13 protein-coding genes are annotated in these 13,748 nt (G+C 45.2%); 12 read left to right on the top strand and 1 reads right to left on the bottom strand.

All coding sequences use genetic code 11. The features are described from left to right. Positions 1-461 precede the first annotated feature (461 nt). Positions 462-1,202: a 4'-phosphopantetheinyl transferase family protein gene (locus tag K6Y31_RS10395; protein ID WP_233052714.1), complete on the bottom strand. Its 741-nt coding sequence runs from the start codon at positions 1,200-1,202 to the stop codon at positions 462-464. Positions 1,203-1,972: 770 nt separating this feature from the next. Here K6Y31_RS10395 and K6Y31_RS10400 point away from each other — a divergent pair. The 12 genes from K6Y31_RS10400 to K6Y31_RS10455 are packed head-to-tail and all read left to right on the top strand — an operon-like array spanning position 1,973 to position 13,716. Next, positions 1,973-2,383: an acyl carrier protein gene (locus K6Y31_RS10400; RefSeq protein ID WP_233052715.1), complete on the top strand. Its 411-nt coding sequence runs from the start codon at positions 1,973-1,975 to the stop codon at positions 2,381-2,383. A gap of 14 nt (positions 2,384-2,397) precedes the next feature. Further along, positions 2,398-3,630 carry a beta-ketoacyl-[acyl-carrier-protein] synthase family protein gene (locus tag K6Y31_RS10405; protein WP_233052716.1) on the top strand — a complete coding sequence of 411 codons (1,233 nt, stop codon included), beginning with the start codon at positions 2,398-2,400 and terminating at the stop codon, positions 3,628-3,630. Beyond that, positions 3,627-4,898 carry a beta-ketoacyl synthase N-terminal-like domain-containing protein gene (locus K6Y31_RS10410; RefSeq protein ID WP_233052717.1) on the top strand — a complete coding sequence of 424 codons (1,272 nt, stop codon included), beginning with the start codon at positions 3,627-3,629 and terminating at the stop codon, positions 4,896-4,898. The genes K6Y31_RS10405 and K6Y31_RS10410 overlap by 4 nt, the downstream gene beginning before the upstream one ends. Next, positions 4,895-6,193, top strand: a complete 1,299-nt coding sequence (locus K6Y31_RS10415) for a beta-ketoacyl-[acyl-carrier-protein] synthase family protein (protein WP_233052718.1) — start codon at positions 4,895-4,897, stop codon at positions 6,191-6,193. Before K6Y31_RS10410 ends, K6Y31_RS10415 begins: the two co-directional genes overlap by 4 nt. A 10-nt stretch (positions 6,194-6,203) precedes the next feature. Then, positions 6,204-7,160: a hypothetical protein gene (locus tag K6Y31_RS10420; RefSeq protein ID WP_233052719.1), complete on the top strand. Its 957-nt coding sequence runs from the start codon at positions 6,204-6,206 to the stop codon at positions 7,158-7,160. Continuing rightward, the gene (locus K6Y31_RS10425) at positions 7,157-8,197 is read left to right on the top strand and encodes a polyketide synthase dehydratase domain-containing protein (RefSeq protein WP_233052720.1); all 1,041 of its coding nucleotides are present in this window, start codon (positions 7,157-7,159) and stop codon (positions 8,195-8,197) included. Before K6Y31_RS10420 ends, K6Y31_RS10425 begins: the two co-directional genes overlap by 4 nt. Then, on the top strand, positions 8,191-9,336 hold the full coding sequence (locus tag K6Y31_RS10430; RefSeq protein ID WP_233052721.1) for a polyketide synthase dehydratase domain-containing protein: 1,146 nt from the start codon (positions 8,191-8,193) through the stop codon (positions 9,334-9,336). Before K6Y31_RS10425 ends, K6Y31_RS10430 begins: the two co-directional genes overlap by 7 nt. Continuing rightward, on the top strand, positions 9,326-10,264 hold the full coding sequence (locus K6Y31_RS10435) for an alpha/beta fold hydrolase (protein ID WP_233052722.1): 939 nt from the start codon (positions 9,326-9,328) through the stop codon (positions 10,262-10,264). The genes K6Y31_RS10430 and K6Y31_RS10435 overlap by 11 nt, the downstream gene beginning before the upstream one ends. Continuing rightward, positions 10,248-10,751, top strand: coding sequence for a hypothetical protein (locus tag K6Y31_RS10440; RefSeq protein ID WP_233052723.1), 504 nt, complete (start codon positions 10,248-10,250; stop codon positions 10,749-10,751). The genes K6Y31_RS10435 and K6Y31_RS10440 overlap by 17 nt, the downstream gene beginning before the upstream one ends. Continuing rightward, positions 10,748-11,473 (top strand): SDR family NAD(P)-dependent oxidoreductase, encoded by a 726-nt coding sequence (locus K6Y31_RS10445; RefSeq protein ID WP_233052724.1) that lies wholly within the window; start codon positions 10,748-10,750, stop codon positions 11,471-11,473. Before K6Y31_RS10440 ends, K6Y31_RS10445 begins: the two co-directional genes overlap by 4 nt. Before the next feature lie 12 nt (positions 11,474-11,485). Beyond that, entirely contained in the window at positions 11,486-12,208 is a 723-nt protein-coding gene (locus K6Y31_RS10450) for a 4'-phosphopantetheinyl transferase family protein (RefSeq protein ID WP_233052725.1), read from the top strand. Positions 12,209-12,222: 14 nt separating this feature from the next. Further along, the gene (locus K6Y31_RS10455) at positions 12,223-13,716 is read left to right on the top strand and encodes a nitrilase-related carbon-nitrogen hydrolase (protein WP_233052726.1); all 1,494 of its coding nucleotides are present in this window, start codon (positions 12,223-12,225) and stop codon (positions 13,714-13,716) included. Positions 13,717-13,748: the final 32 nt, after the last annotated feature.

Below are 13,748 nucleotides of genomic sequence, written 5' to 3' on the forward strand. Positions count from 1 at the left end.
AATGCGACCCACAAAAGCCAATAAAAAATAAATTAAATAGCCCATAACAACCAATTCATAATCACAACAGAATCAATACACAGTATACTAAACGACACTTTTTAATCATTCAATACACCTTTTAAAACATTAGATTAACCAAATATTAACAATTACAAGTGGCGCCATTGTTAGTCAAACGAACCATTAAAATTAAATTTAAAAGATTATAAAACTTTACTTAGTGAAAATTTAAAACAAAAAAACCATTAACCACTAGTAATGTAATGATCAATAGCAAACAATGATAAAGCGTTTTGATAATTTTTCTGAGTATTAAATAAAGAAGTTTCGCAATGCCACACCGCTCTATTCGATAAAATCAACATCACTTAATTGTAAGCACAACTATGCAAATAGCCGTAGACCTTAGCTAAGGACTACGGCTATTTGCATAGTAATAAGAAGGGCTTAACTTGGGGTTATTGCGCTATCACTGAGACAATATGATGATTTTCAAGGTGAACGTAACATTTAAAAATATCACCCCTGACATAATCACAACATAAAGTGTCGACTAACTGAATAACTATCAAGTTATTTGGTAAATCTACCTTGATTATTTCTGCTGCGGTAAAGTCAAAGTAATAGCCAACTTTAGGATACAGTGCTTTGAACATGGCTTCTTTGGATGAAAAAGCGAACGTAAGCGCAATAGGAAACGCCACTGCTACGGATGCCAGCAAATCAAGCTCACCATTTGTTACTATAGTTGATGCGATAGAGTTTGCTAACTCTTCCTCCATCACTCTTTCGCAGTCAATGCCGATATATTGATAACAAGAAGTATCCGTTACAGCAGCCATGGCAACCTGGTTACTGTGAGTGATTGAGCCAATTACGTTATCTGGCCATTTTGGTGCGCGGTTCTTACCAATATCAATACTTGTTTGCTCAATCGACAATAAACCTAATGCTTGCTGGCTACAAAACCGCCCAGCAAGAAACTCAGCTTGGCGTTTATTAACAGAGTTTAAGATAACCTCAGGGCACGATACACCTAATAGGTCGAACATTCCCTGCTGATAACGGCCAATAGCAAAGTGGCATTTCACGATCACTAAGTTTGGAAAACGGGGGAACACTACTGTCTCTATTTGCTCGATAAATCCATCGGTTTTTGCTACTAATTCAACACCACAACTCAAGGGCCAGTCCTTCATTTTTACTGCTTCATAATTAATGATTAATCAGCTTTAAGAAATCAATCTTATAAGCAACCAGCGGTGCTACCGCAGCGCCTATAGAAATATATCAAGGCCGGTATTACAAGGAAAAAGATAATCAATCACTCATGCGTTTACCTTGGTCGGACACATGAATGAAGCCATTTCATTGCGTTGCAATATCTCGCTGTTAAGTTCATAAGCAAATCGCAAAATAATCCACCCTGCAAGACGATTGATGAATAAAACAGCCCCATCTAACTGCTGGTCGTCTGTGGCACATCATTAACCGTGCAAGTCTATTCGTGAACTTACCGCACCAGTAGCCGCACACAAATCTATAAAGTCTCACCACTGCGGATTAATCCACCAACTCAAACTGAGCTCACAAAACAACATTCTTTTACTACAACTATCTATATTTTGCCGCTGTTAACACATCAATCAAGAATTCTTTTAAATACAGTCATATACACCTGTTACACCTTGTTAACAGACTGATTTTAAACACCTTTATACATCTCACCCAAACAAGCTCATTTATCAGCATTTATCACTAAAAAAAGGAGGCTTGCCTATCTCGTAGAACCGATTAAACCGTTTTTTTAGTCAATGCGACTGCCAATTATAAAAATAAAAAATCTTTTCAATTTGAGGAGAGGGCCTCCCCTATCTTAATGAAAAAAATAATTTAAATAATTGTTTTAAAAGGCTTTTATTTACTGTTATGTTTTTTAGCGCAGAACATTTAATCAAAAGGAGAGACCATGATTTTGCAAAATATCACCAAGATGTTGGAAGAAGTACTCGGCGTAGAAGAACAAGAAATAACCCTAGAGGCGAACTTAGTCGATGACTTGGCCGCAGAGTCAATCGACTTTGTCGATATTATTTATGCTTTGGAGCAGGAATATAACTTAACGATTGCACCCGGCGACATCTTTCCTGCATTCCTTCAGCAAGAGCAATTTATCGACAGTGAAGGTGAAGTTAGCGCTGAGACACGTAGCAAATTAGATAGCCAATACCCACACCTATCCAGTGCCTGCTTAAACGAATTTTTTGAAACAAAACAAGCCAGTATATTTTTTAGAGTAAGCGTACTCGTTGACTTTATTGAATATAAACAGAGCGACAAAGCAGCCCAAACCACAGCGCCAACGGTAGAGCCAGCGTAAAGGGAGGAATTAAGATGTATCAAACAGATGTTGTGATAACAGGCCTAGGGTGCGCCAGCGCACTAGGTAATAACAGTGAACAAATGTGGCAAGCCTTACTCGCTGGAAACACTGGCTTTTCGCCATTAGATCAGCATGATCCTCTGGCCTGTGAACAAGTACATCTGTTAGCAAAATGTCAACAATTGGATTTTTTATCTGGCCACATGGATAAGTGGCCCCTGACAAAAAAACAGTTACGCCAAATGTCACCGGTATCCAAGATGCTCTGCCACAGTGCCCTTGATGCACTAGAGCAAGCGCAACTATCTTGTGCTGAGGTATCGAACAATGCCAAGGTCGGCGCCATTATTGGTGCAGGCGTCAACTTATGTGAGGAGCAAACCGAATTACTACCTGAGAAACGTAACCCCAACTGGTTATTACAAAGCTACCCCAACATACACTTAGCCCATTTATCGATGCTGCTCGGACTTACTGGGTTTGCCACCACCATAGTCAATGCCTGTACCAGTGCTAGCCAAGCAATTGGTCAAGGTATGCAAATGATCCGCGCAGGCTTATTAGACATTGTCTTAGTCGGCGGCGCTGATAGTCGCATATCACCGGCATTCTTATCCGGTTTTTCACGCTTGAACATGCTTAGTCAATCAGCTGATCTTGAGCTAAGCATGCAGCCCTTTGACCAACACCGAAGCGGGTTTGTATTAGGGGAAGGCGCGGGCGTGTTGGTATTAGAAAGCGCCCATCATGCCTCACTACGTGGCGTGAAAGCGTTAGCGCAAGTAGCCGGTTTTGGCTGTAGCCAAGACGCTTATCGCCTGACGGAGCCTTGCCCGCGAGGTAAGGCTCGCGCCATGGCATTAGCGCTACAAGACGCCCACATCAGTGCCAGCAACATTAGCTATATCAACGCCCATGGCACCGCTACTCAGCAAAATGATCACGCCGAAACCTTAGCGATACAACAAGTCTTTGGCGCAACAACGCCTTGGGTAAATTCAACTAAAGGATTTCTTGGTCATAGCCTCGCCGCCAGTGGCGCATTGGAAGCGATTGTTTGCATTAAAAGTTTACAGCAGCAAAAGCTCCACCCAAACCGCCCTTGTACCCAAGCAAAAGACGTCAATCCTTTGACCTTAGTGGGCGTGCAAGCCATGAGCACTCGTCTGGACTTTTGCATGTCTAACTCTAGTGCCATCGGTGGAACCAACACCAGTTTAGTTTTTAAGAGGATAGAAAAATGAGTGAAACTTCCCCTATCGTTATTTCTGGCATCGGCGCATTAACGCCCTTAGGCGCAGACATTAACGAACACCTTGCCGCCCACCAGCAAGGTGAGTCCTGCCTAAGGGCCAAGTACGAGTTACCGTTTTTACAAGGCGACGTTTCTGAGCCCAATATCAAGCAGTGGCTCCCAGATAAGAAATCTTGTCGCATGCTCACTCGTCAAGGTTTACTTGGCATTGCCAGTGCGACGTTAGCGCTCAATCAAGCAAAGCTCCACGCCAGTGAACTCGCTGAGCAAGACCAGCTAAACGGTGTGATCTACGGAGCCTTCTACAGTCAAGGTGTACTCAATGCCGCCCAACCTTATCTTAATGCACTCGACGGCTCAGGTGCCATTAACTATCAGGCGTTTGGCGCACGTCACTATCGCGAATTTCCACCGCTGTGGATCTTACCACGCCTGCCTAATACCACCGGCGGTCAGATTTCGATTCAATATGGCCTGCGGGGACTCAGTTACAGTGTGGTAAATGGCCCCGCTGGCGGCATGATCTCAGTGGGTGAAGCCTTAGAATGCATACAAGACGGCAGAGCCCGTCGCTTTGTTACTGGTGCATCAGAAATGGATCCGACCATTGAGCAGCTCTTTGCGCTCGATCAACTCGGTGTGCTTGCCACACAGACGCCATCAAAAGCGGGCTTGACCATCAGTGAAGCGGGTGTGAGTTTTATTGTTGAGCCCCTTGCCCTTGCTCAATCGCGCCAGGTATCAAATAGCATTGAACTGGTTGCTTATGAAAATAGCTATATTCCACACATTCTCACTCTTTCTGAAGCGGAGCTTGAACAAAAAGTCAGAGCCCACTTTTTACGTACACTCGATAAAGCGGAACTATCACCCCAAGAGATCAGCGCTATTCAATTAACAATGGCCGGGATCCCTGCCCTTGATCAAAGTGAAGCGAAGGCGACGCAACAGGTATTTAGCGCAACTGTTCCGGTGCTTTGCGCCACGGATTACTCTGGCTTTGCATTAGGTGCAGCCGCGGCTACCAACCTCTTCTATGCTTGCTTGCAGCTGCAACATCAGTACTTAGCGCCGGTGTTAAACCAAGCCAAAAAACCGCTTACCGGACAACTTAATTACCAACAACAATGTCAATTAGATGCCGGTATCACCACCCTCTTTTGTCATCACATTGACCATCTTGGTAACCAAGTCAGTCTAATTTTGCGTACCACCGCACACCATCACGCACCCCATCTAAAGCAGGAGGTAATATGAAAAGAGTAGTTATTACAGGCATGGGCGCAGTCAGTGCCTTTGGCACCGGTACCGAGCGACTTTGGCAAGCCTTGTTGGCCGGTAAAAATGGCATTACCCGGATATCGCACTTGCCATTACAAGGTGACATTGTTGCCATTGGCGCCGCTATTCCAAACTTAGAAAAAGAAATACAGGCCATTCCTAAATTGGCTGCAATGAGTTGCCAAGACCCATCGGTAAAATCATTTTTTCTAGCAGTTCATGAAGCGGTTACGCAAGCAAAACTCGACTTCACTGAGCTTAATCTAGCCAAGGTGGCAACCATGATTGCCGATCGGCCTTTTTCGCCCACCAGCTTAATGGCGCAATTTTTGCCTTCTATTAAACAAAGTCTCACTAACGAAAACATTGCCAGCCTTTCGCCCTTGCAATACTGGCAGGCATTGCAAAATGATAATGATTTAAAACAAAGCTATCGCTGCGATGAGCGCGACAGCATTAATCATTTTGTTTCCCGCTATTATCAACTAACCGGTCCCACGCTCAGTATTGGCACCGCGTGCGCGTCTGGTAACAATGGCATCGGCGAAGCGTTTGAAAAAATTCGTCATGGCCGCTTAGACTGCGCGTTAGCAGGCGGGGCCTATGATTTTGATATGAACTCAATGGTAGGTTTTACCCGCATTGGCGCATTAAGTACCCATAACTGCCCTGATACTGCGTGTCGACCTTTTGATGCTAAGCGCAGTGGCTTTGTCATGGGCAGCGGTTGCGGCGTATTAATTATGGAGTCACTTGAACATGCCCAAGCGCGCGGTGCTGACATTCTCTGTGAGGTTACAGGTTATGCGTCTTATTCAGACGGCTATCGCGCCACTGACCCCGACCCTTCCGGAATGGGCGCTCAGCGCACCTTACGCGGTGCATTAGCTACTGCGCAGTTAGCGCCAGAGCAAATTGGTTACATTAACGCCCATGGCACCTCAACCACAATGAATGATAAAACCGAGACCAATGCCATTAAAGCCGTGTTTGGTGAACATGCCTACCAGCTCCCTATTTCTTCCACTAAGTCGATGATCGGCCACGGTATTATGGCCGCAGGTGCGCTGGAAGCGGTGGCTTGCATTAATGCGCTGCGCGATCAAACCATACACGGTACCCGCAATTATCAGCACCGCGACCCTGAGCTTGATCTTGATTATGTTGCTGAAGGCGCTCGGCAACTGACGCTAAACCATGTTTTATCCAATAACTTTGGCTTCGGCGGACAAAACGCCAGCGTGATCTATTCCCGCTTTGTCGCTCAATAAGGAAGGCCAGATGAACAGCACCTTAATCGATTTATCCAAACTGAATATTAGCGAAGGGCCCGATGAGTTCAGCGCAGATGTTTGGCTTGATTTACGCCAACATAGATACCTCTATTCTCATAAGATTAATGATCAAGTGGTGATCCCAACTGTATTCTTATTGGAAATGGCACTTGGCGTTTTATCTCGCACATCACTTGGCCAGAGCCTGAAACAAATGCCACTCAATCAACAAAGCTTGTGTTGGCAAAATATCACTGCGCCAAGATTAGCTTATCTCGTTGGCCCTACTCAGCAACACCTAAAGGTGCGCTGGCATCGTAATACTGACAATTTAACGCTGAGCATTTGTTACGATAAATTAAACCAGCAAGGCCTATGCATCAGGCCGGCACTCATCGTATTAACCGCGCAACTGCTGTTACCAAGCTTGATTTCAGAACACTCAAAAATTGAAACACCCCATTTAGCACTGCCGACAATAGAAGAAATTACTGGCGCGTATCTGATCCCAAGGCAAGTAATCGACGACTATAAACACCAATCCCCAGGTAAACTCGGCATTTTATTTTGCACCTTAGAGTTCCGTTTTTACTGGCAGCAACAAAAGGATTGCCTATGGGCTTATTCCGATATCAGCAACAGCGCACAATATTGCTTTAGTAGCGAGCCCGACCCCCTTTTTGTTGGTCCTGTTTTGGCCTGTATGTCTGCTATTCAGCATTTGCCATTTTACGGTTATTTACAAGGTCAAGTCGCGATACCCGCCAATATAGACCAACTTATTTACCTGCCTGGCTGGCAAGATAAAGAGAATAATCAAGGAAAATTGATCAGCCAAATCACACCGTCAACCAAACCGCACCACGTCGATATTCTGTTGATGCGGCAAGATAACCTGCATCCGGTAGCTTTATTAATAGGCTATCAATTACAACCGAGATTAAGTGCAAGGAGCGCGGCATGAATCAATGGTTTTTTATTCACTTTGCACAACATCTGCAGCAAACCTCTGACGATTTAAGCTTTGAATGGCTAATTGATCCACAACAACAAGTGTTTTTGCAGCATCATATTTTTTCAGGCCAATGCTTAGTACCTGCTGCCATTTCGACTGAGCTGTGTATTCAAGCCGCGATGCAATTAGCCCTTATTACACCGCCATCAGACACCGCACAAACTGGCTACCCAAAAATTTCGATTGAGTCATTCAACATTAAACGGCCACTTGCGCTGGGTTGTGATGAGCAGATCAAGCTATTTGTTAGCGCCATTCGCTTGCCTGATAACGGTTATAAGGTATCTCTACGCCGTCATCTTTATCATGCCAATGGTAAATTACTGCGCCGTGATGTGCTGGTCGCACAAAGCGTGATCCGCATTGAGACAGCCATCCATTTACCGAACAACTTACACATTGGGACGCTAGTAAAATGCGCTATTGAGGGGCCTTGTAAACACTTTGATTTTGGTCAGGCTAACTATTATAAATTGATCAATCCCAGCCACGGCGAGCTTTTTCAAAGTCTGACAGGTAAATGTACATTATCCAACAGCCTGCAATGGCTGATATCTGAATTTAATATTCAAGCAAAAGAGCAACATTATAGCTGCGTGGACGAGTTGCCTTTTGTCTGCTCACCCTTGGCAATAGACAGCGTATTACAAGCATGTGTACTCAGTTGTATCCAGATCGAGAGCGTAAAGCATCAGCAGTTTCTCAGTAAGCTACCGGTTGCGCTGAATCAAGTGCAATTCTTTCAACCCTTCCAGTTCAATCATCGTTATCAATGTGTGTTGAATTTGGTCGCGTTAGATGACCAAACCCAAACACTGCGCGCGTGGGTAAAAGACCAACAAGGTCAGCTCGTCGCTTACTTTGATCGCATTACGTTACACCGCGCCCCCAATGAGCCTCGTCTCGCTTGTCAATTTGAACGCGACTATCGCCATTTTTTATTAACAGACCAACAAAGCAAACCTGATGTGGAGGTTTTATGCTAAGTATTAAAAATAAACAACGCCTAAGTAAATGGCTCGATGGTGCTAAGCAAGGACTCAGTCAGCAGTCCCGTGGCATTAAATATAAATGGCCGCATATTCCTGGCCAACCAGCACAAGAAACCATCAATCAAGTGAGCCTGCCTCTACTGGAGGGGGCCAGGGTTGATTGGGATAAACACGGTTTATGCCAATTCCATTGCCAAATCAGTGAACAACATTCGCCCTATTTGCGCCATCACCGCTTTCCCATGGGTGACATTATGCCTGCCACGGTGATCTTAGAGTATTTTGTTGAAGCCGCGTCATGGCTACAACAAAAAAGCCATGGCCACCAGCAATGGTACCCGCTGCAAGTGAGCCAGCTAAAACTCGACCGCGTGCTAATTTTACCTGAAGGCACGGCCTCAATTGATATTGAAATTCATGTTAATAAACGCTTTATCGGCCCTCATGGGCATGAAATACAACTTAGCTTACACAGCCCCCGATTTAACAAGCAAGGGAAATATCTTGGCCTTAAATGCCATGCCAGTGTCACGATTGGTTTTGATCCCAGCGTGCGCGCCACCAATAAAGTGCCACTGCTGAATGGCTTAGTTCACCACTATCAAACCACCGAACAACAAATATACAGCAAAGTGCTCACTAGCCACGGTGACAAAATGCAAAGCATTACTGGCGAGCTTTACATTAATGGTGAACGCAATCAGATCCTCGCTTCTTATGATTGCCAAAATAAGGAAAGCACTTGGCTAAATAGCGGTAATGGCCACTTTATTTTGTCGCCTTTGGGATTAGATTCCTGTTTGCAGCTACTGTGTTTTCTGGCGATTTTACAAGACGGGCTGCCCAGGTTGCCGGTGTTCATAGGCCAACTTAATCTGTTTCGAGCACACCCAATGGATCAACCTTGTCGCGCCTTAATTGAACTGGTGCAGCAAGATGTCGGCAGAACCGAAGCCAAAGTGACCGTATTTGATCGATACAACCGGATTATTTTCGATGTCAAACAAGCGATAGCGCAAAGCCATCAAGGCGGGGCGTTTGACTTAAGTTTATTTGAGCGCTGGCTTGAAAACATCACGGTGGCATGCCATGTAGATGAGCCTAAAGTGCAGGAGGCGGGACATGATCTTTAATGCCACACAGTCGCCCAACTTACCGCTGCAATACAATTTAAAAGGAAACCAAGCGTCAACGGTTACGTTGGTTTTTCTTAATGGGCTCTTTCATGGCGAAGCATCTTGGGTTAAGCAGCAGCGTTATCAAGGCTTTAAAAACTGCCAACATTTATTCCTTGATTATCCAGGCTGCGGCGGCAATCAACTCACTGAGCAACAACAATATTTTACTTTTAGTGATATTGCTAATGCCATTGTAGAGCTGATTCAACACTTAGCTCTTGAGCGGGTGATGTTAGTGGGTTATTCACTCGGTGGCATGCTTGCCCTTGAAATGGCCAAACAGTGGCCAGCGCACACGACGTTGCCAAACCACCAAGCTCCTCGTCTAGAAAAAATAGTGCTCATAAACAGTGCTGACCAGATCAGTATCAAGGGCCAATGGATGATGAAAAATGTGCAGCATATGCTCGAGCTTAGTATTCCATTGCCCACCTTGTTTAGCCAAGTTTATCCGTGGTTTTTCAGTGATGATTATCTGCAGAAGCTCGATAGTATGAGTGAGTATGTGCTGCAAAGTTACGCTAACTACAACCAAGACAGCCAAGGCTTAACTGCATTTTTGCACGCTTGTCATCGCCGGCACGCTAGTGATGGCAATGGCTCCCAATCTGCGCCTGCACAACATAGTGAGCAGGCAGTGTTAACCATTCCGATACTGGTTATCACTTGCTCTGGCGATCCTTTGTTTCCACCAAACATTACCACTGCTTTTTGCCAGCAAAAGGCAAACATTACCCAGGTGGATCTTGAGCTGCAATCCCACGTTGCCAATCTTGAAGCCGCCGCGGCTGTGAATCGGCACATCGAACAATTTATTCCAGAACACACGCCACCTGAACCTGAACAAACACTAATAGGAGCGCCCCATGCAGCCATCATCTAATATTCCGATTCAGCTTCGCAGTTATCAAGGGCTCAATCTCATGGCTCAACTCGATATTAATTTAACTGAAGCGCCTCTGCCCATCGAGCCACTGAGTCAAATATGTACGCAAGATGAGCTGACCTCATTACATATTTTAGTTGACGCAAGCCAAGTAAATTCAGCGTTGCTGGAACAATTGTTTGTCTTATTACAAGGCCTGTATCGACCATTAATGCGTGGTAAAAATAAACAGGTTTGGGTGATTTGGCACCACAGTGACGAATCGATAATTAGAGCTGGCGCGCAGGCGCTATGCCAAATTGCCGCGTTGGAGTTGGCACGTAAAGGAGTGAGCATTAATTTTATTCATCAGCATCACGCTTTGTCAGAACCCCAGCGGCAGTGCCTGTTACATTGGCAGTTTGCTCATTACTGCACCGCGCAAGCCTTTTCACTGCCAGAAGCCCCATTATCGCAATTAGAGAAATTAGAGGAGTTATTATGAAAACGGTATTAATTACTGGCGCATCGAGGGGCATCGGCAATGCCATGGCAAGTTATTTTGCTAAGCAAGGTTATCGAGTTTTGATTAACGTGCGACAGCAAAATCAGCACAGTGATGCGCTGCTACAAACGATAAAGCAGCAAGGCGGCGTAGCTGAACTGGCGATATTTGATATCACCGATAAGCTCGCGCGCGAACAATACATGAAGCAATGCCCCTCCCTTGATGTATTAATCAACAATGCCGGATGCTTAGCCGATAACTTATTGGTGCAAACGCCATTAACAGATTGGCAACGGTGCATGGCTACCAACTACGAGGCCAGTTGCGCGCTGTTTGAGTTGGCCAAACCGCACTTACTAAAATCAAAACAGGGTTGCGTAATCAATATGGCCAGTATTTCTGGGGTTCGCCCACGGGCGGGGCAAAGTGCATATAGCGTCACTAAAAGCATGTTGATTGCATGGACCCATTGGCTTGCAGAGCAATACCCACAAATTAACAGCTTTGCTATTTCACCGGGGCCCGTAGCAACCGACATGATCGTTAACGCACCTTGGTATCAGGAAAAAAATGCGTTTAACCGGATCCCTTTACGCCGTTTTTGCCAGCCTGAAGAAATAGCGCATGCGGCATATTGTTTAGCGACCCATCCGATGATCTACTCTGGAGAAAATTTGATCATGGATGGCGGTTATACCCAAACCACTCAAACCGCCTAAGGAGTGATCGATATGTTTCAATCTGTGATCAACTGCAACCATCTTAATGCCGATGCATCGCCTCCCCTTTCGCCAGGCGTTATTAACCTTTACTATGCGATTATTGATAATAATACCGATAACGACAATACAACCCAACAACAGTTAGCCAGCGTAGCTTTAACTCAAGATCAGTGGTTAAAAGTAAGGGAAAAAACGAATGCAACCCGTCTGCAATTTATTAAGCAACGAGTCATGCTTAATCAAGTGTTAAAACGGCACCTTGCAGGCCTAGAGCTTGAATTTCAAAGGGGCCCAGTTGGGAAACCATCGGTTAAAAATAGTGCGATTGAATTTAACCTGTCACATTGCGCGGAGATCATGATGATTGCCGTTAGTGATGCTAATCCTCTGGGGTTGGACATTTGCCAGCATCACTTTAGTGCCGCTAAAGTGAAGCGGCTTTCTCAAATATGCTTAACCTCTGACGAGCTACATCGACAAAACGCTCCAGAATATTTTTATGATAGGTGGGCCCTAATGGAATCTTGGTTAAAAGCCAGCGGCGTAGGATGGGTAAAAGGTGTTAGGGAGCTTGCATCTCATGTATTTGACTCAGGTAATTTATACAGTTACTTAATACCACTAACCAATCATGACTTGGCGCAGTTATCGCCGAAAAAACTGAGTATTGCACTGACTGCCCAGCAAACAATAAAGCAAGTTAATTTGATTCACTGGCCGATTCAACATTAAGGAAGACCGTATAAATGACTCCTGTTTTCTCTCGCACTTTCAGTATCTTAATTGCCGCCACTTCGGGTTTATTGATGGGCCTGTCGATGCCAGGACATAACGTCGGTTATCTAGCTTGGTTTGCTTTGGTGCCTGTGCTGCTACTGATCCATGCCCGAGCGGATGTGAAGCCTTTTCGCTTACTGCTGCCAACGACTATTATCTGGTCTTGGCTCGCTCATGGCTGGTTTCAAGATTTATTCGGCACCATCATTGGCAGTCTTTTAATGATCGGGGTGGGCTTCTTCTTTGCCCGCGTTATCCATTGGGGGATCGTACTCAGTCGCCATTGTCGGCCGGCATTGAGCCTATTTGCCCTCCCCCTTGCTTGGTGTAGCGTTGAGTTTCTGCGTTATGTGTTACCTTATTTGGAAGATATTTGGTTTGTATTGATTGCCAAAAGCCAATGGCAACAAACCGATTTGTTACAAATATTGTCCATTACCGGATTTGTCGGCGTGAGCTTTTTAGTCGTACTCAGTAACACCGCCATCACGCAGCTGATACTGACTATTTGGCAGCGTAAAGCCATACATAAACCCGCAATTGCTTACCTAATATTGATTGCTGGTTTGGCATACTGGGGCCAGCAGCAAATTCCCGCAAACTTGCCTGCCACGGTCAATATTGCCGCGACGGTGGACTTAACCAATCAAGACCCCACCATCCAAGCTTTAGCGCTCAAACCCATGGACGGTGAAGGTTATTGGGCCGATACCCAAGCCATGTCCCAAGCTATTTTTGATGTTAATGCCGCACTGACCAAGACACTAAAGCAGCCTTCTAACTTCATTGTTTGGCCTGAAAATGAAATGGCCACCATTGATAACACTGTGATTGTTTCTCAATTACAAGCCTTAGCACGGCAACAAAACAGTTATCTTGTGGCCGATTTAGTGTGGCGTGAAGGAGACGATCAATACGATACCGCGGTAATGTTTGATCCCAAAGGCAACGAGGTATTAAGAACCCCTAAAATCGCGATTACATTCAGAGAAAAGCAATTTGGCTTCACTCCCGGTAAAGCGGAAGACATGAAAGTAGTGGCAACACCATTTGGTAATGTGGGCCTTGGCGTATGCTTTGATCGCCATCGATTGTGGATTTCTCGCGCCTTAAAACAGCACGGCGCTGATATTATCTTAATGCCCGTTGATGATGATTTTAAGGGCAATAAGCAGCTGCCCTTGCTGCACGCCACCGACAGTGTCTTTCGCGCGATTGAAAATCGCGTGACCTATGGCTTGGGTACCACCAGTGGAGTAAGCATGGTGATCAATCCTTATGGCCAAATAACAGCGCGCAGTCATTTTAATCAAAGAGAGGTGATCCAGGGAACCAGCAGTATTCATCCCGATTCAACCTTTTATAGTCGTAACGGTGACATCATCGCGTGGCTAATGTGCTTAGTCACCTTGGCCATTATCATCGACACAAGGCGAAGGTTTAAGTTACGAAGAGTGGATTAAAAAGCCCAGCAAGTATTGCATCATGATCGGGG

Origin of the sequence: Motilimonas cestriensis (genome assembly GCF_021295315.1) — a bacterium.
Classification (GTDB): domain Bacteria; phylum Pseudomonadota; class Gammaproteobacteria; order Enterobacterales; family CBDFNC01; genus Motilimonas; species Motilimonas cestriensis.